The sequence below is a fragment of the Mesorhizobium sp. M0140 genome, assembly GCF_040322475.1.
In the GTDB taxonomy this organism is placed as follows: domain Bacteria; phylum Pseudomonadota; class Alphaproteobacteria; order Rhizobiales; family Rhizobiaceae; genus Mesorhizobium.
Genome location: NZ_JAMYTM010000019.1, coordinates 97052 through 118103, shown reverse-complemented (window position 1 = coordinate 118103; position 21052 = coordinate 97052). Strand labels below are relative to the sequence as shown.

20 protein-coding genes and 1 tRNA gene are annotated in these 21052 nt (G+C 62.8%); 14 read left to right on the top strand and 7 right to left on the bottom strand.

Going from position 1 to position 21052, the window contains the following annotated elements:
* Nucleotides 1-66 precede the first annotated feature (66 nt).
* Nucleotides 67-939, top strand: a complete 873-nt coding sequence (locus NKJ37_RS19830) for an aldo/keto reductase family oxidoreductase (RefSeq protein WP_352774749.1) — start codon at nucleotides 67-69, stop codon at nucleotides 937-939.
* A gap of 70 nt (nucleotides 940-1009) precedes the next feature.
* Here NKJ37_RS19830 and NKJ37_RS19825 read toward each other — a convergent pair whose 3' ends face one another.
* Both NKJ37_RS19825 and NKJ37_RS19820 read right to left on the bottom strand, forming a co-directional pair.
* Nucleotides 1010-2068: a glycerophosphodiester phosphodiesterase family protein gene (locus tag NKJ37_RS19825; protein ID WP_352774747.1), complete on the bottom strand. Its 1059-nt coding sequence runs from the start codon at nucleotides 2066-2068 to the stop codon at nucleotides 1010-1012.
* A gap of 97 nt (nucleotides 2069-2165) precedes the next feature.
* The gene (locus NKJ37_RS19820) at nucleotides 2166-3374 is read right to left on the bottom strand and encodes an acyltransferase family protein (RefSeq protein ID WP_352774746.1); all 1209 of its coding nucleotides are present in this window, start codon (nucleotides 3372-3374) and stop codon (nucleotides 2166-2168) included.
* Between the two features lie 123 nt (nucleotides 3375-3497).
* On the opposite strand from NKJ37_RS19820, the gene speB reads away from it, so the two are divergent.
* From speB to NKJ37_RS19800, 4 genes are all read left to right on the top strand, one after another.
* Nucleotides 3498-4505: an agmatinase gene (speB, locus tag NKJ37_RS19815; RefSeq protein WP_023810267.1), complete on the top strand. Its 1008-nt coding sequence runs from the start codon at nucleotides 3498-3500 to the stop codon at nucleotides 4503-4505.
* Between the two features lie 30 nt (nucleotides 4506-4535).
* Nucleotides 4536-5462 (top strand): N-acetyl-gamma-glutamyl-phosphate reductase, encoded by a 927-nt coding sequence (gene argC, locus NKJ37_RS19810; protein ID WP_352774744.1) that lies wholly within the window; start codon nucleotides 4536-4538, stop codon nucleotides 5460-5462.
* Nucleotides 5459-6301 carry an aminoglycoside phosphotransferase family protein gene (locus NKJ37_RS19805; RefSeq protein WP_352774765.1) on the top strand — a complete coding sequence of 281 codons (843 nt, stop codon included), beginning with the start codon at nucleotides 5459-5461 and terminating at the stop codon, nucleotides 6299-6301. The genes argC and NKJ37_RS19805 overlap by 4 nt, the downstream gene beginning before the upstream one ends.
* Before the next feature lie 79 nt (nucleotides 6302-6380).
* Complete coding sequence (locus NKJ37_RS19800) at nucleotides 6381-6698, top strand: hypothetical protein (protein WP_352774742.1); 318 nt, start codon at nucleotides 6381-6383, stop codon at nucleotides 6696-6698.
* 39 nt (nucleotides 6699-6737) lie between these two features.
* Here NKJ37_RS19800 and NKJ37_RS19795 read toward each other — a convergent pair whose 3' ends face one another.
* Entirely contained in the window at nucleotides 6738-7829 is a 1092-nt protein-coding gene (locus NKJ37_RS19795; protein WP_352774740.1) for a COX15/CtaA family protein, read from the bottom strand.
* Between the two features lie 198 nt (nucleotides 7830-8027).
* On the opposite strand from NKJ37_RS19795, the gene NKJ37_RS19790 reads away from it, so the two are divergent.
* Nucleotides 8028-8243: a DUF2842 domain-containing protein gene (locus NKJ37_RS19790; RefSeq protein ID WP_023810263.1), complete on the top strand. Its 216-nt coding sequence runs from the start codon at nucleotides 8028-8030 to the stop codon at nucleotides 8241-8243.
* A gap of 15 nt (nucleotides 8244-8258) precedes the next feature.
* Here NKJ37_RS19790 and NKJ37_RS19785 read toward each other — a convergent pair whose 3' ends face one another.
* Entirely contained in the window at nucleotides 8259-9317 is a 1059-nt protein-coding gene (locus tag NKJ37_RS19785; protein ID WP_128305460.1) for a polysaccharide deacetylase family protein, read from the bottom strand.
* Nucleotides 9318-9408: 91 nt separating this feature from the next.
* Here NKJ37_RS19785 and NKJ37_RS19780 point away from each other — a divergent pair, with 91 nt between their 5' ends.
* Nucleotides 9409-10632, top strand: a complete 1224-nt coding sequence (locus NKJ37_RS19780) for a GNAT family N-acetyltransferase (RefSeq protein ID WP_352774739.1) — start codon at nucleotides 9409-9411, stop codon at nucleotides 10630-10632.
* A gap of 4 nt (nucleotides 10633-10636) precedes the next feature.
* A complete protein-coding gene (locus NKJ37_RS19775) occupies nucleotides 10637-11473 on the top strand; it encodes a GNAT family N-acetyltransferase (protein ID WP_352611707.1) in 837 nt (278 codons plus the stop codon).
* A gap of 46 nt (nucleotides 11474-11519) precedes the next feature.
* On the opposite strand, the gene NKJ37_RS19770 is transcribed toward NKJ37_RS19775, so the two are convergent.
* Entirely contained in the window at nucleotides 11520-13790 is a 2271-nt protein-coding gene (locus tag NKJ37_RS19770) for a GumC family protein (RefSeq protein ID WP_352774737.1), read from the bottom strand.
* A 258-nt stretch (nucleotides 13791-14048) separates the two neighbouring features.
* Between NKJ37_RS19770 and NKJ37_RS19765 the strand changes: the two genes are divergently transcribed.
* From NKJ37_RS19765 to NKJ37_RS19740, 6 genes are all read left to right on the top strand, one after another.
* Nucleotides 14049-14612 carry a polysaccharide biosynthesis/export family protein gene (locus NKJ37_RS19765; protein WP_013532220.1) on the top strand — a complete coding sequence of 188 codons (564 nt, stop codon included), beginning with the start codon at nucleotides 14049-14051 and terminating at the stop codon, nucleotides 14610-14612.
* 10 nt (nucleotides 14613-14622) lie between these two features.
* The gene (locus NKJ37_RS19760; protein ID WP_352774735.1) at nucleotides 14623-15753 is read left to right on the top strand and encodes a glycosyltransferase family 4 protein; all 1131 of its coding nucleotides are present in this window, start codon (nucleotides 14623-14625) and stop codon (nucleotides 15751-15753) included.
* A 94-nt stretch (nucleotides 15754-15847) separates the two neighbouring features.
* On the top strand, nucleotides 15848-17383 hold the full coding sequence (locus NKJ37_RS19755) for an undecaprenyl-phosphate glucose phosphotransferase (RefSeq protein WP_352774733.1): 1536 nt from the start codon (nucleotides 15848-15850) through the stop codon (nucleotides 17381-17383).
* On the top strand, nucleotides 17380-18648 hold the full coding sequence (locus NKJ37_RS19750; RefSeq protein WP_352629803.1) for an O-antigen ligase family protein: 1269 nt from the start codon (nucleotides 17380-17382) through the stop codon (nucleotides 18646-18648). Before NKJ37_RS19755 ends, NKJ37_RS19750 begins: the two co-directional genes overlap by 4 nt.
* Nucleotides 18649-18704: 56 nt before the next feature.
* Nucleotides 18705-18781: transfer RNA gene (locus NKJ37_RS19745), tRNA-Pro, on the top strand.
* Nucleotides 18782-19080: 299 nt separating this feature from the next.
* Nucleotides 19081-19761: an outer membrane protein gene (locus NKJ37_RS19740; RefSeq protein ID WP_352774731.1), complete on the top strand. Its 681-nt coding sequence runs from the start codon at nucleotides 19081-19083 to the stop codon at nucleotides 19759-19761.
* Nucleotides 19762-19837: 76 nt separating this feature from the next.
* Here NKJ37_RS19740 and NKJ37_RS19735 read toward each other — a convergent pair whose 3' ends face one another.
* Nucleotides 19838-20299, bottom strand: coding sequence for a YbaK/EbsC family protein (locus NKJ37_RS19735; protein ID WP_352774730.1), 462 nt, complete (start codon nucleotides 20297-20299; stop codon nucleotides 19838-19840).
* Nucleotides 20300-20483: 184 nt separating this feature from the next.
* The gene (locus NKJ37_RS31990) at nucleotides 20484-20981 is read right to left on the bottom strand and encodes a helix-turn-helix domain-containing protein (protein ID WP_502902004.1); all 498 of its coding nucleotides are present in this window, start codon (nucleotides 20979-20981) and stop codon (nucleotides 20484-20486) included.
* Nucleotides 20982-21052: the final 71 nt, after the last annotated feature.

The following is a 21052-nucleotide window of genomic DNA, read 5'->3' as shown; positions in this document are numbered from 1 at the left end:
TGGATTGTACCGGATTATCACGAGATTGGGCAGCGCCTATCTCTGCCTCCTCAAAGGAGATCAATCATGTCCAACATCCAACAATCCGGCACCTTCAAGCTCGGCAGTCATACCGTGAAGCGGCTCGGCTACGGCGCCATGCAACTCGCCGGTCCCGGCGTTTTCGGACCGCCTAGGGACCATGACACGGCATTGGCCGTGCTGCGCGAGGCGATTGCGCAAGGCATCGACCATATCGATACCAGCGACTTCTATGGCCCGCACGTCACCAACCTTTTGATCCGCGAAGCGCTGGCGCCTTACCCTGACGATCTCGTCATCGTCACCAAGATCGGCGCCCGGCGCGGCGCGGATGGATCGTGGTTGCCGGCCTTTTCTGCCGAAGCGCTGACCCAGGCGATGCATGACAATCTCAGCAATCTCGGGCTCGATGTGCTCGACGTCGTCAACCTACGCATCATGTTCGATACCCATGGTCCAGCCGAGGGATCGATCGAAGCGCCGCTCACCGTGCTGGCCGAGCTTCAACAACAGGGCCTGGTCAGGCACATAGGATTGAGCAACGTGACGCCGGCCCAGATCGCGCAAGGACGCGGGATCGCCGAGATCGTCTGCGTGCAGAACCAGTACAATCTTGCGCATCGCGGCGACGACGCCCTGATCGACGACCTTGCCCGCGACGGCATCGCCTATGTGCCGTTCTTCCCGCTCGGCGGCTTCAATCCTCTGCAATCCTCCACCCTGTCGGAAATCGCGGCGCGGCTCGGCGCCTCGCCAATGCAGGTCGCGCTCGCCTGGCTGCTGCGCCGCGCGCCCAACATCCTGCTGATCCCCGGCACATCGTCGGTCGGACATTTGCGGGAAAACCTCGCTGCTGCCGAACTCAAGCTTTCGGACGATGTGCTGGGGGAGTTGGATGGGATGGCTAAGGCGGCCTGAGGCTAGCCAATCTCCCCCCTCGTGGGGCATCTCCCCCACGAGGGGGGAGATTGGCTACTGCAGCCGCCGCTTAATTGATGCTCGCCGTATTCGCCGGCTCAACCGGCCGCGCCTCGTTCGCATAAGGCACGCGAAAACCGTTCACCGCCAGCCAGCCAATGGCCGCCTTCGGCTCGTCGGTCTGGATGATTGTGGCGCCGCGATCGGCCCAGAAACCCCAGCTTTCGCGCGGCAGGCTGGCCTGCACCGCCAGTTCGTCGCCGCGGCCGCCGGCAAGGAAGCCGCCCGGCTTGCCAGCGATGGCGTAGGTGTCGGCCCAGATATGCCAGTTTCCCCTCACCGCGGCCGCGCGCATGCGTGTGCTGAACAACGGTCCGCCGGTCTCGGTCAGCGTCTCGGCGCCTGCCCGCCAGTTGATCAGCTCGATTGCGCGCGGCGAAAAGGCATGGTCGACCGTCCGGGCGAAGCCGGCATCACGCACAGCGTCATCGGCGATGATCGGCATGAACTGGAAGCCCACGCCGATCGAATCCATGGCGGCCTTGACCGTGGTGATCCTGCTCTGGTTCCACAGGTTCTCCTTGACGATGACCTGGTCGGCCATGCCGAGATCGCGAGCGACCGCGATCATGCCCGAGAGATCGCCGACGTCGAGCTTGTTGTCGAGGTTGATGAGGATCCGGTCTCTGGTCGCCATCAGCATCTCGCGCAACGTCGAGACTGTTTCACCTGTCACCGCACCGGTGCCTTCGACCACCAGCCTGCAGGTCTTCAGTTCGGCCAGTGTGTATTTGACCACCTCGCCCTTGCAGGTCGTGGTGCGATCGAGCCAGCTGTCATGCATGACGACGAACTCGCCATCCTTCGAGCGCCTGATGTCGACCTCGACGATTTCGGCGCCCATGGCGATCGAGCCTTCGACAGCGGCAATCGAATTTTCCGCATAGAGCGTCTTGCCGGCCTGCACGCTGCCGGCGCGATGCGCTGCCACCATGACGTGGTCGCGCCACTGGTTGGCATGCTCGAAGCGGTCGAGTATCTGTCTGGCGCGGGTCTCGCCGGCAAAGGCCTGGCCAGAGGCGGCTGCCTGGGCCGTGTAAAGCAGAAGGCTCAGCCAAAGGGTCCGCATCGAGAATCGCTCCTTGCCGGATCGAAATCGGGATAGGCGACCCTCGTGACATCCAGGTGAACGAAGCCGGCTAGCGGTTGTTCGCGGGGAGTGCGCGTCAGATGCGTTTTGAGAGCCTGCGGAACCACGCCATGGCCGGCATCTCGACGAAACGCCAGGTGATCCACGAGGCGGCGATGGTGGCGGCGAGCATGACGACGATCGCCACCGCTCCCATCCAGCCGGTACCGAAGCCGGTGGCAGGCTGGCCGCGCAGCGTGAAGTCGCCGATCAGGCCGAGGCCGAGCTTGCGCTCGACCAGCCCGGCGACGTTGATCATGCGCGCCTGGACGAAAATGTGGACCATGTAGATCGAGTAGGACAGCGCGCCGAGGGTCAGCATGAACGGGGCTCTCAGCAAGCCGCTGATCCAGCCGCCTTCATGGGCGAACAGAAACAGCGCCAGCGCGAACACCAGGGGGGCCGCGATGCCAAAATCATTGTCGCCCGCCAGCGAGACGAAAAGCACGATGACGGCCACCATGACGATCTCGGCAAGGGTCCAGGCCATTCGAGGGCCACCCCTGGCCAGGGCCTGTCGCGCCCCTGCAATGGAATCATGCTGAAACCAGGCCAGCAAGGCGCCGAGCGAGAAGCCGTACAGGCAGCGGATGAAGCCGAAATCGAAGGACACATCCATATGATGGGTCGAGAAGCCGAGCAGGAACAGCGGCGCGGTGACGGCGGCGGCGACGAACCATATCCAGGCGCGCGCGCCGGCGACGAAGACCACGCCGGCAAACAGGAGATAGGCGAAGAACTCGGCGGAAATGCTCCAGCTTGGCGCATTCCAGGTCAATTGATCCTCGAAGCCGACACCTTGCAGCAGCAGAAGATTGGCAAGCAGACTCCCAGGGTCGAAGCCGCCGGTGAAGGGGGCAGCCCCGGTTCCATGCAGTTGCGGCAGCATCAGCCGCAGCAGCTCGAAGCCGGCAAAAGCGGCAAGCATGAACAGATGCAGCGGATAGATGCGGCCGAAACGGACCAGTGCGAAGCGCGCGACCTGTTCCGGCTGGTTCAGCCGATCGCCGTAGCTGCTGGCGATGACGAAGCCGGAAAGGACGAAGAAGAAATCGACGAACAGGTAGGACGAACCGATGAAGGCGCTTTGCGAAATCGTCGAAGCGGTCGGAAAGTGAAACAGCGCCACCAGAAGCGCGCAGATGCCGCGCCACGAATCGAGCACCAGGAAGCGTTCACCGGCGACCGTGCCGGTGTGGGTCGACGCCGCGGCACGGGTGGGGTTGAGAAACGCGGTCTGCGTCATGATGATACAATCCTGTCTTGCCGTGGCACTCGGGCAGCGCCATTCCGTCTCGCCAAGCTGTGACTGGCATCTTCCGTGCCGGTTCTGTAGTTGTTGCAACCCGATGAAAAACGAGGATCCGTAATGGCGAACAACAACATCGACAACGCCTTCACCGCCCGTTCCAAAACGGGCGCCGCGTTCGAGCCGACCTATTCCGGCGCGCTGTCGTTCATGCGGCGCAAATACACCAAGGACGTGAAGGGCGCGGATGCTGTGGTATGGGGTATTCCCTTCGATGCCGCCGTCACCAACCGGCCGGGCGCCCGCTTCGGGCCGCAGGCCATCCGCCGCGCCTCGGCGATCCTCGACAACGACCCGCAATATCCGTTTTCACGCGATCTGTTCGAGCATCTGGCGGTCGTCGACTATGGCGATTGCCTGCTCGATTCGGGCAATCACCAGAAGACCCCCGGCACGATCGAGCGCGAAGCGGCCAAGATCCTCAAATCCGGCGCCTTCCTGCTGACGCTCGGCGGCGACCATTTCGTCACCTGGCCGCTGCTCAAGGCGCATGCCGCCATCCATGGTCCGCTCGCACTGGTGCAGTTCGACGCCCATCAGGATACCTGGCCGGACGACGGCAAGCGCATCGACCACGGATCCTTCGTTGGCCGTGCCGTCAAGGAAGGCATCATCGATCCCGACCGTTCGATCCAGATCGGCATCCGCACCCATGCGCCCGACACGTTCGGCATCAAGATCCTCCATGGCCATGAAATCGAGGAGATGCGGGCGTCCGATATCGCCTACGCCATCGTCGACCGCACCGGCGGCAAGAAGACCTATCTCACCTTCGACATCGACTGCCTCGATCCGGCCTATGCGCCGGGAACCGGCACGCCGGTCGCCGGCGGACCGTCCTCGGCGAAAATCCTGTCAACGCTGCGCCAGCTCAACCAGATCGATATTGTCGGCGCCGATGTCGTAGAGGTTGCGCCGGCCTATGATCACGCCGATATAACGGCGATCGCCGGCTCGATGGTGGCTATGCAATATCTCGGCCTGCTGGCTGAGCGAAAGGCCCGGCTTGAAGAGTTGAACAACGGCAACCACAATGGTGCCGCAGTGATTCAAGGTCAGGGCATATAGTCTTGAAATATCAAGGAATTTGATCAACCCATGAAACCGAAAATCTTCATCGACGGCGAACACGGCACCACAGGCCTGCAGATCAGGGCGCTGCTTACCGAGCGCAGTGATCTGGAGATCATTTCCATCCCGACCGAACGCCGCAAGGAAACGGCGGCACGCGCCGAGTTCCTCAACGCCGCCGATGTCGCGATCCTGTGCCTGCCCGACGACGCGGCGAAGGAAAGCGTCTCGCTGATCGCCAACGACACCACCAAAGTCATCGATGCGTCGACCGCGCATCGCGTGGCGGAAGGCTGGGCGTATGGTTTCGCCGAGATGGACAAGGACCAGGCAAAGGCGATCGCCTCGGCAAAACGCGTCGCCAATCCAGGCTGCTGGCCGCAGGGACCGATCGCGACGTTGCGGCCCCTCGTCACCGCCGGCTTGCTGCCGGCGGATTTCCCGATCACCGTCAACGGCATTTCGGGCTATTCGGGCGGCGGACGGCCGATGATCGAGGACTATGTCGCCAAGGGCGAGGACGCCTCGGAATTCCTGCCCTACGGCCTCACCCTTCAGCACAAGCACGTGCCGGAATTGAGGGCCTATGCCAGGCTGTCGCATGATCCGATCATGCAGCCGGCGGTCGGCAATTTCGCGCAAGGCATGATCACTGTCGTGCCGTTGCAGCTTGGCGGCCTCGACCATGTGCCGACCGGTGCGGAGCTGCATGCGGCGATTGCCGACCATTTCGCCGCCATCAAGGGCGGCGTGGTCGAGGTGGCGCCCTATGCGCATTCGGAGCGCATGCCGGAGATCGATCCCGAGGTCTACAACGGCACCAACCGGATGAAGGTCTATGTCTTCGCCAATGACAAACGGGCGCAGGCCCTGCTGCTGGCGGTCTATGACAATCTCGGCAAGGGTGCCTCGGGCGCCGCCGTGCAGAACATGGACCTGATGCTCGGCCTCTGATGGACACGCCCGCCTTTCCGGTGCGCTGGAACGTCAGCGCGCCCGAACTCATTGCCGAGACCTTTTCGAGCCGCATCTGGAAGGTTTTGCGCGAAGATGGATCGCCGGCGATCGTCAAGGCGCTCAAGCCTTTCGATGATGTCGCCGACGAGTTGCGCGGCGAGCACTATCTCGCCTGGCGGCGCGGCGAAGGCGCGGTGCGCCTGCTCGGCCGCGACGGCCACAGCATGCTGCTCGAATATGCGGGTGAAACCCTGCTTTCAGAGGTGCTCGACGGACAGGGCGACAACGCCGCCACCGAAATCGCGGCCGAGGTGATGGCGAAACTATTTTCACAGGGGAAAGACCCCTTCCCGCCCGAGCTTCAGTCGCTCCGGGAACGGTTTTCAAGCCTGTTCAAGAAGGCGACAATCGACCGCGATTCGGGCCATGACAGCCTCTATGTCGAGGCCGCCATCATCGCCGATCGACTGTTGGCCAATCCGCACGATATCAGGCCCCTGCATGGCGACCTGCATCACGAAAACATCCTGCACGGGCCGCGCGGCTGGCTGGCCATCGATCCGAAGGGCGTTCTCGGCGACCCCGGCTTCGACGCCGCGAACATGTTCTACAACCCGCTCGACCGGGACGAGCTTTGCCTCGATCCGGAGCGGATCGCGTATATGGCCGAGATCTTCGCCAAAACACTGGGCCAGACGCCACCAGCCGTCCTTGATCATGCCATCGCCTATGGTTGCCTGTCGGCTGCCTGGCATCATGAGGACGACAATGCGGTCGAGGAGAACCGCGAATTGTCGATCGCCGGGGCGATCCGGGCGGTGCGGGCAAGCTTGTGATCGCGGGGCTGCGGTGCGGTAATCGCTTGTTCACAGCGATGGGCTACTGACTGGCCTCGGCTCCACTTCGGGATTTGTCATGGTCAGCGCGATTTCGGGTTCCTCCCAGGCAGCCCAGTATTCCTCGTCGAGTTCCTCGAGCAATGCAGCCCAGGAGGCCGCGCTCGAAAAGCAGATCCAGGACCTGGAAGACCAGGCCAAGGCGATCACGGATCAGGTAAAGGCTGCCCAGGTGCAGCAGGATATCGCCGTGGCCCAGGCCAGGCTCGATGCGCTCAAGGCCGCCGACAAGGTAGCCAAAGCCGCTCAGGACCAGTCCGCGCCGTCCGCCGCGGCGTTGCGGCAGGCGGAATTCGACGGCGACAAGACGACATCTTCAAACGAATTCTGGATGTAACTGGCGAATTCTGGATGTGACCGGTCGATCGGCTCGGGATCAGCCCCTGAGCGCGATTGCATGCGGCAAGGGATAGGCGCCCTTGGTGCCGCGCCAATGCGCTGCTGCAAAGCCCAGCACGATCAGCGCAAATCCCTGATGGGTCAGCGCCATATGCAGCGGCACATGCATCAGCAGCGTGCCGATGCCGATCGAGGCCTGCACCAGCACAGCCAAAAACAGCAACGTCGCGCGTCGCGCATGTGTCGAGCCAGGCAGCCGCTGGCGCGTGGCGATCATGTGCCACAAGGCCACGATGAACACCGTATAGGCGCCGAGCCTATGGACGAACTGCACCGTCTTCGGGCTTTCGAAGAAGTTGCGCCACGCCGGATCGAGGATCAGCAGATCGCCCGGGATGATCTTGCCGTCCATCAACGGCCAGGTGTTGTAGCTCAAGCCCGCGTCGAGCCCGGCGACCAGGCCGCCGAGATAGATCTGGATCAGCGCCAGCAGCACGATGAAGCCGGCCAGCCTCTGCGTCGATCCATCGGCGGCAGGCTCGGAATGCGGCGCCAACCCTCGCGCGACCACCATGGTGGCGGTGAAGATCAGCGCGGCAAGCGTCAGGTGGGTCGCCAGCCGGTACTGGCTCACGGACACACGGTCGACCAGTCCTGAAGCCACCATCCACCAGCCGATGGCGCCCTGCAGGCCGCCAAGCAGGAGAATGCCCACGAGTTTCGGGCCCAGGCCGCGCTCGATGCGGCGCGTCGCCCAGAAAACCAGCAGCGGCAACGCAAAGACCAGACCGACGCTGCGCGCCAGGATGCGGTGCGCCCATTCCCACCAGAAGATCGACTTGAAGGCCTCGATGCTCATGCCCTTGTTGAGCTCGGCATATTGCGGGATCTGCTGATAGAGCTGGAATTCCTCTTGCCACTCGGCGTCGTTGAGCGGCGGGATCACGCCATGGATCGGCTTCCACTGCGTAATCGACAGGCCGGAATCGGTGAGCCTGGTGGCGCCGCCGACCAGCACCAGCGCAAACAGCACCAGAAGCACCACATAGAGCCAGCCGCGCAGCAGCGCCCGGTTATGCAGGTCGCGGTCGCGGGCGACGTATGGCGCGGCAGCTGATATGGCAGCCATGATCTTGTCCCGGCAGGTTGATTTGGCGGATTGGTGGACCATCGCACCCGTGCTGGCAAGACCATACGGCGCGGCACGCCGTCGCGCCGCGTCTCACCGGTTGCACAGTCTCGCCTCAAGGCATATGCGAGGCCAATACCCCTTGAGCCTGCCAAGCCGCCTGTGCAAATTCCGGCATGCTCGATCAGGAGACCAACCATGCCCCTGCGTCTGAAAAAGCTGATCGGAATGTTTCTGCTGGTGGCGCTGGTCATCGTCTATGCGCTGGTCGCATCGATCTTCGCGGTCGCCCGGCTGTCGGAGTCGGGTCCGTGGGTGCATTTCCTTTTCTTCCTGCTCAGCGGCCTGCTCTGGGTGCTGCCGGCAATGGGCATCATCAAATGGCTGATGCTGGAGCCGAGAGCCAAGCGCTAGGCGAAACCGCCAGCGTCAGATGGTGACGACCATCTTGCCGGCATTGGCGAGCGGCGTCGTCACGCCCGACAGCATGGTGCGGATGTGGGCGAGGCTCTGGTAGCGGCCGTTGACGGAGATGCGCGGCAAGGCGTGCAGGAACCCGGCATGCTCGGCGCGCAGCACGCCGTGGCGCGTCGTCACGGCGGAGGTATAGCCGGCGTCGCGGGCAAAGCCCACTTCGCGGCAGCCGACGGCGCTGGCATAGCCATAGGGATAAGCGAAATGGCGGGGCATTTCGCCCAGTTCGGCCTGCAACATGGCGCGCACGGCGCCAACCTCGTGCCGGGCATCGGCTTCGGAGAGCCGCTTCAGGTTGCTGTGGTTGATCGTATGGGCGCCGATCGTCACCAGCGGATGCGCGGCGATGCGACGGATTTCATCCCAGCTCATCAATGTGCGCAAGCGTGGGCCGTCGGAGTCGATGCCGTTTGCGCGAGCTAGGTCACGCAACACAGCCTGCAGGTCCTCCTCGCGGATTTCGGCGGTGAGATAGGCGTGCAGGCGTGCATTGGCCTGCAGCTTCTTCGCGGGGGTCGAGCAATCGATTGTCAGGGGACCGTTCAGCCGCGTCAGAGTGAGGGTATCGCGCGCGTTGACGATGTCCTCGACAACGTCCCACCACAGGTCGGCTGTGCCGTTGATCAGCCCGGGCGCGACATAGATGGTGATCGGCGCGCCGTGCTTCTCGAGCACCGGCAGCGCCTCGACCATGTTGTCGCGATAGGCATCGTCGGCGGTGATCGTGGCAAACTGACCGCCTTTGCCGCCCACCTTGATGCACTCCACCGCTTCGTCCATGGAGACGAAGGCATAGCCATGCGCCTTCATGTCGGCGATCATGGCGTCAAGGAAGCCGGGCGCGATATTCAGATGCCGGTTGACGCTGTCCGGCTTTTCCGGCGTCGCGGTAACACGGTGCAGCATCAGGATGGCGCCAATGCCGCCGATGAACGGCTTGGCCAGCGGTGCAAGGCCGGTATAGCGGGCGACGTTCAGCGCCAGTTTCCGGATTGCCTCCCCGCCGTCGATCATTCATTCACCTTTTGCGCCTAGGCTGATCCAAGCACGGAATGCGCCTATGCGAACCCCCAAATCGCGATCAATACGCCCTAAGGATTGAGGTATGGTTGACGCAACTGCGTCATTCGACGGCAATCGGCTTGCGGCGACCGAGGCATCGTCGCGGGCCTTGCCACGGGACCATGCCGACCTGTCGATTTCAGTGGCGTCCGCGGACGGACTCGCGGCCTATGCCGAGTTCTGCCGCTCGGCTTTGTTTGGGCCGGCGCAGAGTGCTGCCTGGGTCCAGAATTGGGCGGCCGAGACACGACCGGACCTGCTTGTCGCGACGCTGAGTGTCGAGGGCAAACCGGTTTTTTCGCTGGCGCTGGAGGTTGCCTCCAAGGGGCTGTTCCGGATCGCCCGCTTCATGGGTGGGCGCCACGCCAACGGCAACTTCGTCGCCGCGGACCCGAACTGGCTGGCCAAGGCGGATATACCGGCCCTCCGATCGGTACTGGCGGCCATCGCCAAGGCACGCCCGGACATCGATCTGGTCGCGCTCGAGCGGTTGCTGCCCGATCTCGACGGCGTCGCCAATCCGCTCGCATCGCTCGACCATTTTTCCAGCCCCAATCTGTCGCTGGCCGTCGATCTCGCCGGCGGCTTCGATGCGCTGCTTTCCCGCGCGAGCGGCAAACGCAAACGCAAGAAGCACCGGTCGCAGATCCGGAAATTCGAGGCCGTAGGCAGCTATCGGCGCATCGAGGCCCGCACCCCGGACGAGGTGGACACGCTGCTCGACGCCTTCTTCGAGATGAAGGAGCTCCGCTTCCGCAAGATGGGCATCGCCAATGTTTTTGGCGACGCGCAGGTACGCGGCTTCTTCCGCGCGCTGTTCATGCAGGCGCTTGCCGAGGACAAGCCTTCGTTCGTGCTGCACGGACTTGAGGTTGCCGGCAAGCTGCGCGCCATCACCGGTTCAAGCCGCTCGGGCAAACGCCTGATCTGCGAATTCGGAGCGATCGCCGAGGACGATCTCGGGCACGCCAGCCCCGGCGACTTCCTGTTCTTCGACAACATCCAGGAAGCCTGCGAGACCGGTTTCGAGGTCTATGACTTTTCGGTCGGAGATGAGCCTTACAAGCGGCTGTGGTGCGATATCGAAACGCGGCATTTCGAAGTGCTGGTCCCGTTGACCGTGAAGGGCCGCATGCTGGCGCTGACGCTTCGGCAAGGCGCGCGGCTGAAAGCCTTCGTCAAGAACAGCCCGATGATCTGGAAGCTGACCAAGGTGCTGCGCCGCAAAGCCGCCGGTCAGGCAGCGCCCTCGGAAGAAGATAGCTGACGCCATGAAGCCGATCATCCGCACACTGTCCCTGCAGGAACTGGGGCTTCTCGTCGACTGGGCGGCCGCGGAAGGCTGGAACCCAGGTCTTGAAGACCCGGCGATGCTCCAGGCGGCGGACCCCGAAGGCTTCATCGGCGCCTTTGTCGGCGACGACATGGCCGCGGCAATTTCGGCCGTGGCCTATGGAAGCGAATTCGGTTTCATCGGCCTCTACATCTCCCGGCCTGACATGCGCGGCATGGGCTACGGCAAGACGGTGTGGGACGCCGGCATGAAAAGGCTCGCTGGCCGGACCGTCGGCCTTGACGGCGTCGCCGAGCAGCAGGCCAATTACCGGCGCAAGGGCTTCGCACCGGCCTACGAGACCATCCGCTTCACCGGGCGCAAGGCAGGCCCGGCGGTCAGGGACGATGGGTTGCGGATGATTACAACGCAGCTCCTGTCCGATGTCATCGCCTATGACTCCCATTGTTTTCCGGCGCCCCGAGGCACCTTCCTGAAGCGATGGCTGCAGGAACCGCATCATGGGCTGGCGACAATCGGTTCGCGCGGCGTCACCGGCTTTGGCGTGGCGCGCCGCTGTCGATCCGGCTTCAAGATCGGCCCGCTGTTTGCCGACGATATGGAAACCGCTTTGCAACTCCTGGAGGGACTGGCCGGTGCCTGTGACGGTGGCGAGCTGCACATCGACGTCCCCGCCGACAACACCGGCTTCATAACTGCGCTCGATGCGGCCGGCTTTGCGCCGACCTTCACCACCACGCGCATGTACAAAGGTCCTGCCCCGGAACTGGACCTGCAAAGGGTGTTCGGCGTAACGACCCTGGAACTGGGATAGATCGGGCGAACCGCTGAACGGCTCCGCCAAGCGATCCGCGGCTCCCTCAGGCAGCGGCAGTGCGCCGTCCCGGGACCGGATTGCCGGGCGGTTCGTGGCCGAGCGGCGTCACCAGCGTCAGGTCGGGGTAGCCGTTCTCGATCAGCTTGACCGCAGCCTGCGTCACCTCATCGTCGGCCTCCAGCATGGAGAGAAAGACCTCGGTGGCATCGCCGGTCAGGCGGCCGATGCCTTGCGCGTCGGCCGGTCCGCACTCGACCACGACCAGGTCGTAGGCTGTCGTCAGCGACTGCATGATGATCGGCAGCCGGTCGGCGGCACGCATGGCACGAACCGGATCGGCGGTTCCGACGGGAATGACGTGACAGTCCGAGTAGAGATCGGCGTGGATGACGTCGCTGAACTGCGCTTCCGAAGCGAGCAGGTTGGTGATGCCCGGGAAAAGGCCGCTGTCCAGCATCGGCCGCGAGGCGGCCCCCGACGCGGTGAGGTCCAGCAACAGCACGCGCAGCCCGGCGTCGGCGACCTCGCGCGCCACCAGGATCGCGGATGCAGCCGCCTCGTCGCCTTCCGGCGAGACGAATATGGCGCGCGCCGCACCGCTGGAGATCAGCTTTTCGGCAGCTTTCTCGATATCGATCTCGCCCAAGGTGGAACGCGCCGGTTCGGGCTCGACAGCCGTTTGCTCTGTCGCCGCAGTTGCGGGCATTGCGACCACATCCGGCGCCTCGGCCATGGCCGGCATCGCGGCGGCATAGGGCTCCGCATCTGCTTCATCCGCAGGTTCAGGCAGCTCCTGGCGAACGACGGGTTCCTGCAAAACGGCAGGCTCCTGGCGGAGAAATGGCTTGGCGACCGGCGCCTGCGCCACATGGGGCATTGCGACCTCATCGATCCGTTCGAAACGGGAACCGCTCGCCGGCCGCATCGCGCGGCCTGAAAACAGCTCCCGCAGAAGCGTCACGATGGCCATGATCAGCAGCGATGCGGCGAAAGCCGCGCCGACGATCGGCCCGACCTTCGGGAAATAGGCCTCGGAGGGAACAGAAGCCTTCGAGGCGATCCGGGCGTCGACCGGCAGATAGTTGCGATCCTGGCGCGATGCCGCTTCGCGGTAGTTGGTCAGGTAGAGCTCGAGTTGCTGTCGCTTGGCGGTCGCGTCGCGCTGCAGTGCGTCGAGATCGACCTGCTGTTCGCCGGCCTGCGCCGAAGCGGCCTTCAACGTGTTGACGTCTGCGACAAGCTGGTTCTCGCGGGCCTTTGCGGTCTCGGCCTGCATCAACAGGCCTTTCATGATCTTCTGGGCCTCGCTGCGGATCTGCGCGTCGAGATCGGACAGTTGCGATTTCAGCGCGCGAATGCGCGGATGATTGCCAAGCAGTGTCGTCGACAGATCGGCGATGTTGGAGCGCAATTCGACCTGTCGCTCACGCAAGCGTTGGATCAGGTCCGATGACAGAACCTCCGGCACGGCATCCAGCGAACCGCCATTCTGCAGCGCCCTGCGCACACCGTCGGCGGTCGCTTCCGCAGCGGCGCGGTTGGCGCGCACTTTCGACAGTTCGCTCGACAGTTCTGAAAGCTGCTGGGTGGCCAGCACCGAATTGTTGCCACCCATCAGAAGATCGGACTGGGCGCGATAAGCGGCGACCTTCGCCTCGGCATCCTTGACCTGCCGCTGCAGGTCGGCGATCTCGGGCGCCAGGAAGTCGGCGGCGGCGCTGTTCGATTCGAGCTTGGCCGCCCCTTGCCCCGCTATATAGGCGGCGGCGATGGCGTCTGGTATGGCGGCCGCGAGCTTGGGATCTTCCGATGAGAACTCGATGGCAATGATGCGGGTCTTCTCGACGCCATAGACGTTGAGCTTCTCGTGCATTTTCTTGAGCACGCGCTCTTCCGTCGGAATTTCCATCGGGTCGCTTTTCAGGCCGACCAGGACCAGAGCGCGGCTCAGCGCCGACATGTCGAGCGCTTCATTGAACTCGGGCAGTTTTTCCAGACCGAGCTTTTGCGAGACCTGCTTGAGGATTTCGTTGGAGGAAATGATCTGGACCTGGGTGGCGACGCCCTGTTCGTCGAGAATAGGCTTGTCGGTGTCGTTGTTGTTGCTGGCCGGCCGCGTGTAGATGGATTCGCGCGGCGCGATCTCCACCTGCGTCTCGGCCTTGTAGTGCCGGGTTGCCAGCGAGGCGAAAGCGAAGGCCAGCCCGGTTGCCAACAGGACGACGAGGACTATACGCAGCCAGTTCCTCGCCAGGCTGGCGAAGAGCTGCCTGAGATCGACATCGACATCTGCGGCCGCGGACTGAACGGACATGCATCCCTACTCCGATACTTGGTCAGCACGCACCGTAAACAACTATGGTAACTCAGCCGTTAAGATCGTGGTAAGTTTCCGTTAGGGTTTACTGGCGGGTGACAAACAAAACCGCCAAAAATCACAAAAACTCTTGCCGATGCGCCACGTGTCGGCCGCTCCCTTTACCGGCCATTAACCCTAACAGGATGATAACGGACCTCGATCCCTAGAGTTGCTGCGACGTTGCAGCGACCAGTCGAAGGTACCTGTCCGGCCATGAAAAGCACTGCTTCCCTGTTTCGCGCGCTGCTTGCCGTATCGATGCTGGCTGGCTGTTCCAGCTACCGGCCGACGCCGGCCGCCTTCCATGAGGTGCTCGATCAGCCCTACCGTCTTGGCGCCGGCGACCGCGTCCGCGTCACCGTATTCGAGCAGGACGGGCTGACCAACACCTACAGTGTCGATCAATCCGGATATCTCTCCTTCCCGCTTGTCGGCGCCATACCAGCGCGCGGCCACACCGCGCAGCAAATGGAAAAGGAGATCGCCGACAAATTGCGGCAAGGCTATCTGCGCGATCCCGACGTTTCGGTCGAGATCGACCGCTACCGCCCGATCTTCGTCATGGGCGAAGTGGGTGCCGCCGGCCAATACTCCTATGTCCCCGGCCTGACGGTGCAGAAGGCGATCGCCATTGCCGGCGGCTTCACGCCGCGCGCCAACCAGGAAAGCGTCGACATCACCCGCGACATCAATGGCAAGGTGATGACCGGCCGCGTGGTCACCTCCGATCCGCTGCTGCCGGGCGATACGGTCTACGTCCGCGAACGTCTGTTCTGACAGATACCACGTGGCGGACAGGCTGAGGATCGTCCATTGCTTTCGCTCACCCGTCGGAGGAATTTTCCGGCATGTGCGCGACCTGGCCGAGGCGCAGGTCGCCGCCGGGCATTCCGTCGGCATCGTCTGCGATTCGACGACAGGCGGCACGTTCGAGGAACATTTGTTCGAGCAGATGAAGGACTTGCTGGCGCTCGGCATTCATCGCACGCCGATGCAGCGCCACGTCGGTCCCGGCGACCTTGCCTCGGCCTGGCGCACGTACAGGATCATCAAGGAATTGCGGCCGGACGTACTGCATGGGCACGGCGCCAAGGGTGGCGCCTATGCCCGTCTGTTCGGCTCATTGTTGCGGGTATCAAGGTCTCGCGTAGCCCGCCTTTATTCGCCGCATGGCGGCTCGCTCCACTATGACGAGAACACGACCACCGGAAAGCTGTTCTTCGCGCTCGAGCGCTTCATGGCTCGCTTCACCGACTATCTGCTGTTTGTCTCGGACTATGAGCGGCGGACCTATCGCCACAAGGTCGGCGAGCCGCCCATTCCCAACACCCTCGTCTATAACGGCCTGCGCGCCACTGAATTCGAGCCGGTGATCACCGCGCCGGACGCAGCCGACCTGCTTTATATCGGCATGATGCGCGACCTGAAGGGGCCGGACATCTTCATCGACGCATTGGCGCTCGCCGGCCCACGGTTCGGCCGCGCGCTGACCGCGGTGATGGTCGGCGACGGCGACGACCTTCCGCGTTACCACGGGCAAGTGAAACGCCTCGGGCTCGAGCGCCATGTCCGCTTCCTGCCGCCGATGCCGGCCAGGGAGGCCTTTGCCCTTGCCGCGCTTATCATCGTTCCCTCGCGCGCCGAAGCCATGCCCTATATCGTCCTGGAAACGCTTGCCGCGGGAAAGCCGATGATCGCAACCGCGGTCGGCGGCATTCCGGAGATATTCGACACCGGTTCGCCTGCCCTGATCCGACCTGACCCGATCGAGCTCGCCGACAGGATGAGCCAGGCGCTGGCCGACCCCGCCGCCTATCGCGTCCTGATGCCCGACGGCGCCAACCTCAAGGCACGCTTCGGCGCCGATGTGATGGCCGCCGACATCGAGAAGGCCTATTTCGCCGCGCTCGACAGGTAGGCGCAGGACCAAGCCGTTCCAAAGCCATGCGTTGTTTCAAGGGTTTCTTAGCTCTCTTTTGCTATGACCGGGGGGAAGCTTGCGGAAAGCCCTCATGAACGAGATCGACCCCGCGCGCCGCTTTTCAGCAGAGGCGGTGCGTAAATTCGACGGCCCGGCCGACGGCGACACGCCAAGCGGCATGAACGATGTCGCCCGCCAGGTCGCCTCGCAGTACCGGCGCGATACGATGTCGCCGATCATGGTCAGCGGTGTCCTGCGCATGGTCGAATTCGGCTTGCTGTTCCTGTCCGGACTCGCCGTCTATTTCCACTATGTCGGGTTCTTCAACTATCTCGCCTGGCAATATCCGGTGACGATCGCAGCGGGCTCGTTCCTTGCCGTGGTGCTGCTCGACGTCACCGACTGCTACCAGATCGTCGCCCTGATGCGGCCCATCGCCAATTTCGGCCGCGTGCTGCTCGTCTGGGCCGGCACTTTCGCCCTGATGGCGCTGACGGCATTCGTCATGAAGATGTCGCAGGACTATTCGCGCCTTTTGTTCGGCAGCTGGTTCGTCATCGGCTTCGTTCTCATCTTCGGCCTCAGGCTGGTGATGTCGAAGCTGATCCGGGCCTGGGCGCGCGATGGCCGCATGGAGCGGCGCGCCGTCATCGTCGGCGGCGGCAAGGCGGCGGAAATCCTGATCCGCTCGGTCGAAAAGCAGCCCTACAACGATATCCGCATCTGCGGCATCTTCGACGATCGCGGCGACAAGCGCTCGCCGCCCATCGTCGCCGGCTACCCCAAGCTCGGCACCATTTCGGAACTGATCGAATTCGCCCGCATCGCCCACATCGACATGCTGATCGTATCGCTGCCGCTGACCGCCGAATCGCGCGTTCTGCAGTTGCTGAAGAAGCTGTGGGTGCTGCCGGTCGACATCCGGCTTTCGGCGCATTCCAACGCGCTGCAGTTTCGCCCGCGCGCCTATTCCTACATCGGCGCGGTGCCGATGCTCGACATCTTCGACAAGCCGATCAACGACTGGGATTCGGTCGCCAAGCGCGCCTTCGACATTGTCTTCAGCCTGATCGGCATCGTCGTGTTCTCGCCGGTGATGCTGGCGACCGGCATCGCCATCAAGCTCGACAGCAAGGGGCCGGTGCTGTTCCATCAGAAGCGGCACGGTTTCAACAATGAGATCATCGAGGTCTACAAGTTCCGTTCGATGTATACGGACAAGGCCGATCCGACCGCCAAGCAGACGGTGACCAAGAACGACCCGCGCGTCACCCGCGTCGGCCGCTTCATCCGCAAGACCTCGATCGACGAGCTGCCGCAGTTCTTCAACTCGCTGCTGGGTTCGCTGTCGCTGGTCGGTCCACGCCCGCATGCCATCGCCGCACAGTCGCATAATTTGCTCTACAACGAGGTTGTCGACGGCTATTTCGCCCGCCACAAGGTCAAGCCCGGCGTCACCGGCTGGGCGCAGATCAATGGCTGGCGCGGCGAGATGGACACCAACGAGAAGATCCGCATGCGCACGGAGTATGATCTTTATTACATCGAGAACTGGTCGCTGCTGTTCGATTTGCGGATCCTGTTCCTCACGCCGCTCCGGCTGCTCAACACGGAAAACGCCTATTGAGCGCGATCAGCCATGATCTGCCGCGCGCGGCGGTCAACGCCAAGCTGGTCGCGCTGATTTCCTCGGGCGCGGTCTTCCTCGGCATTCTGCTGTCCGGCTTCGTCATCAGCGAGCCGGCGCCCTATGAGCTCTACATGGCCGGGCTGATTGCCATCTGGGCGCTTTTCGGCTTGCGGATTTCCCGCGCGGCCACGCCGCTGCTGGTGCTGCTGGTGACGATGAACATCGGCGGCATGATCTCCATGACGCAGATGGCGGACCTCGCCAACACACCGCTCTATCTCGCCGTCTCGCTGTTTCTCGCCTTCAGCGCGGTGTTCTTCGCATCGATCACCGCCGTACAGCCGGGCCTCTACCGATTGATCTTCATTGCCTATGTGGTTTCGGCCGTGGCCACCTCGCTGCTTGGCATTGCAGGCTACTTCCATGCCTTTCCGGGCGCGGAGATGTTCACCAAATACGATCGTGCCGCCGGCGCCTTCCAGGACCCGAACGTGTTCGGCCCCTTCCTGGTGCTGCCCGGCATCTATCTGCTCTATCTGCTTTTGACTGGACCGGTGACACGCATGCCGCTGCTGGCGGTACCACTGCTGATCATCACCGCCGGCATCTTCTTTTCCTTCTCGCGCGGTGCCTGGGGCATGTTCGCCGTTTCGGCCGTCCTGCTCACCGGCTGCCTGTTCCTGCAAAGCGCCAGCGGCAAGTTCCGGCTGCGCGTGGTGGTGATGACGATTGCAGCACTGGCGCTGCTGGTCGTCGCCATGATCGTCATCCTGCAGCTGCCCGGCGTGTCGGAGATGTTCTCCAACCGTGCCCATCTCGAACAGAGCTACGACACCGCCCGCCTCGGCCGTTTCGCCCGCTACGGCATCGGCTTCCAAATGGCGATGGAGCATCCGTTCGGCATCGGCCCGCTGGTCTTCGGCACGATCTTCGGTGAAGACACCCACGACATCTGGCTGAAGATGCTGATGGATTATGGCTGGCTCGGCTTCGTGTCGTTCCTGGCGCTCGTCTTATGGACGATAGCAGCCGGCTTCCGCATCCTGCTGCGCGACCGGCCGTGGCAGCCCTATCTCCTGTGCGCCTATGTCGCCTTTATCGGCAATATCGGGCTCGGCACCTTCATCGACATCGACCACTGGCGCCACGTCTATCTGCTGCTCGGCCTGATCTGGGGCGCCATCGCGCTGGAATACAGCCATCAGCGGCTGTTGCGGCCTGCCTTGCAGGGCTCGCCGGCACCGGCAATCGCAGCGGGATAAAAGTCGCGGAATTCGGTTGACCCGCACGGGGTTATCACGATACATCGCGACCGGTCCGGAGTGTAGCGCAGCCCGGTAGCGCACTTGACTGGGGGTCAAGGGGTCGTCGGTTCGAATCCGGCCACTCCGACCAATTCAAAGCAGGACTTGCCCCCGAAGTCCTTTCCGCCTTTCCACGAGACACCCTTTCCGGGCACCCGAAGGGTAGCACAGACCAAAAATTCCAGCTCTTAGACACGAATTGAGGCTGTCGGCGGCACGAGATGGAAGCCGATTGGCGCGTTGAATCGCTTGTAACCTTGAGTTCAAATCGATTCACGAATGTGTGGCAGTTTCACAACGCTCATATTCCAAACGTTTCCAATCACATGGAAGCGCTTTTCAAGCTTGGGCTGGTGTGTAGATTAAGCAGCGTAGAACCTTGGGGATATCATGAAGACGATCATTCTCTCTTCAGCACTGCTTTTGGCCCTCACGGGCGGGGCGCTTGCCGCCGACCCGATCATCAATGTGCCATCGCAGGATGTGGCGCCTGCCGGTTTCATCTGGACTGGGGGCTATGTGGGTATCGTCGCCGGGGTGAACTACCTGAAGGGCGATTTCGACATCCCGAACTACGATCCTTCCGGCTACAATGCCGACAACACGTCAGCCGAAATTGGTGGCAAAGTCGGATACAATTATCAGTTCGCGAACAATTTCGTACTCGGCGGCGAGGCATCGCTGGTTGCAGTTTTCAACGAGGGTGCGGACAGTACGTTTGATGACGAAGAGATCAATGTACACTCGGACTGGCAAGCTCACATTGTTGCAAAGGTTGGCTACGCGGCAGATAGGTTCATGCCTTATGTAAAGGGCGGCATCGCTTTTCTGCACGCAGATGACGTCTTCTATTCCACCACGGGGGATCGCAGCGATCCTCAAAGCCGAACCTACATTGGCTGGACCATTGGCGCCGGTGTCGACTATGCGCTCAACGAGAAGTGGATTGTCGGCGTCGATTATGCATATGCTCATTTCGGCAGTCACGATTTTGCGAACGACCAGCTTGGGCCAACCATCTTGAAGCCAAGCACCCATACGGTTTCCGCGAGCTTGAGCTACAAATTCTGATCGGCATGGTAGGCTGTGACTGCCGTCGTCAGCCGGTGTCCGCGCCAGCTGTTCACGCCCAATCTGGGACCTCAACCTAGCCCTGACAGACATCCACCCATTCAGCGCCGGTGAGATCGACCATGCGCTGCGGTGCAATCCGCACCGCGGCGTTGGTGGCGCCTGCCGCAGGCACCACCTCTTCAAACTCGCGCAGCGACACGTCGCAATAGACCGGCAGCGGCGCCGGCAGGCCGAACGGGCAGACGCCGCCGACCGGATGGCTGGTTGCTTCGACAACCTCGGTGGCGTCGAGCATACGCGGCTTGCCGCCGAACTGGTCCTTGAACTTACGGTTGTCCAGCCTGGCGATGCCGCTGGTCACCACCAGCATGGTGCGGTCGCCGACGCGCAGGCAGATCGTCTTGGCGATCTGGGCCGGCAGCACGCCATGCGCCTCAGCCGCCAGGGCCACCGTCGCCGAGCTCGCCTGCGTGACGATGACATGGATGTCGGGCGCATGGGTGGCGAAGAAGGCACGAACGGATTCCAGGCTCATATCGAAAAACCGACGGTTCAAAAACGTTATGGACGGCGGATTACGGTCCAGCAGCCACGGCCGCAGCACGCATAAGCACGTGCGATAGACGGATCGGCAAGCCCCAGGCTGAAGCAGAGGCTGCGGCAGGTACAAAGAAACCCGCTGAGCCTTGGCGGGTTTCTTTGGAATGCGTGGTGCGGATCTAAGCCAGCGATCGACCTTGCGCCGCCGGCGTCGGCGCAGCCGGGGTGATCAGGGCCTCCTGGGGAAGGTGAAGCGCGGACACAATACGACGCAGCTTCGACGGGTCGGTCACTCTCCCGCTTTCGATATCCTCAATTTCGTCCACCGCCAGGCCGCATGTCAGGGAGAGCTCTTCCACGCTGTAACCGCGGGTCTCCCGCATCGCTCTGAGGGTGTTGTAATCTGGCCCGCTCCCGTTGGTTGCCGGTTCGGAGTGGGGTTCGCTTTTCGCATTATGGGGCATTGGCAACTCCATGACTGAAAGAGTTTGATCAAATGAGGAGTGTTGCCTGAGACGGTCGGGAAGATGCCCTCTCGCCGGCGATTTGCCAAGAGCCAAAAGGGCCGTCACGGGATCGTGAACCAGGTGCTTGGCGCGATCCTCTCGCGTACACGTCGCGATCAAGTTGTTTTGAAGGCCTGATCGGGCTTTTGCCGGCAGTTTCGCCGCGCCCATTCGTTATCTCCGGGTCGCTGGCGTGAAACCATCCGGTTCCAGCCAGCTCGTTCCCGGAAGGATTTTTTGCA

Bases quoted from the DNA above. Each gene is read 5' to 3' on its own strand.
- NKJ37_RS19785 (WP_128305460.1), bottom strand. From the start codon at position 9,317: ATGATCGACGGCGGGGAGGCAATCCGGAAACTGGCGCTGAACGTCGCC.
- NKJ37_RS19830 (WP_352774749.1), top strand. From the start codon at position 67: ATGTCCAACATCCAACAATCCGGCACCTTCAAGCTCGGCAGTCATACC.
- NKJ37_RS19820 (WP_352774746.1), bottom strand. From the start codon at position 3,374: ATGACGCAGACCGCGTTTCTCAACCCCACCCGTGCCGCGGCGTCGACC.
- NKJ37_RS19755 (WP_352774733.1), top strand. From the start codon at position 15,848: ATGAACGAGATCGACCCCGCGCGCCGCTTTTCAGCAGAGGCGGTGCGT.
- NKJ37_RS19735 (WP_352774730.1), bottom strand. From the start codon at position 20,299: ATGAGCCTGGAATCCGTTCGTGCCTTCTTCGCCACCCATGCGCCCGAC.
- NKJ37_RS19770 (WP_352774737.1), bottom strand. From the start codon at position 13,790: ATGTCCGTTCAGTCCGCGGCCGCAGATGTCGATGTCGATCTCAGGCAG.
- argC (WP_352774744.1), top strand. From the start codon at position 4,536: ATGAAACCGAAAATCTTCATCGACGGCGAACACGGCACCACAGGCCTG.
- speB (WP_023810267.1), top strand. From the start codon at position 3,498: ATGGCGAACAACAACATCGACAACGCCTTCACCGCCCGTTCCAAAACG.
- NKJ37_RS19740 (WP_352774731.1), top strand. From the start codon at position 19,081: ATGAAGACGATCATTCTCTCTTCAGCACTGCTTTTGGCCCTCACGGGC.
- NKJ37_RS19765 (WP_013532220.1), top strand. From the start codon at position 14,049: ATGAAAAGCACTGCTTCCCTGTTTCGCGCGCTGCTTGCCGTATCGATG.
- NKJ37_RS19795 (WP_352774740.1), bottom strand. From the start codon at position 7,829: ATGGCTGCCATATCAGCTGCCGCGCCATACGTCGCCCGCGACCGCGAC.
- NKJ37_RS19790 (WP_023810263.1), top strand. From the start codon at position 8,028: ATGCCCCTGCGTCTGAAAAAGCTGATCGGAATGTTTCTGCTGGTGGCG.
- NKJ37_RS19775 (WP_352611707.1), top strand. From the start codon at position 10,637: ATGAAGCCGATCATCCGCACACTGTCCCTGCAGGAACTGGGGCTTCTC.
- NKJ37_RS31990 (WP_502902004.1), bottom strand. From the start codon at position 20,981: ATGGGCGCGGCGAAACTGCCGGCAAAAGCCCGATCAGGCCTTCAAAAC.
- NKJ37_RS19780 (WP_352774739.1), top strand. From the start codon at position 9,409: ATGGTTGACGCAACTGCGTCATTCGACGGCAATCGGCTTGCGGCGACC.
- NKJ37_RS19825 (WP_352774747.1), bottom strand. From the start codon at position 2,068: ATGCGGACCCTTTGGCTGAGCCTTCTGCTTTACACGGCCCAGGCAGCC.
- NKJ37_RS19800 (WP_352774742.1), top strand. From the start codon at position 6,381: ATGGTCAGCGCGATTTCGGGTTCCTCCCAGGCAGCCCAGTATTCCTCG.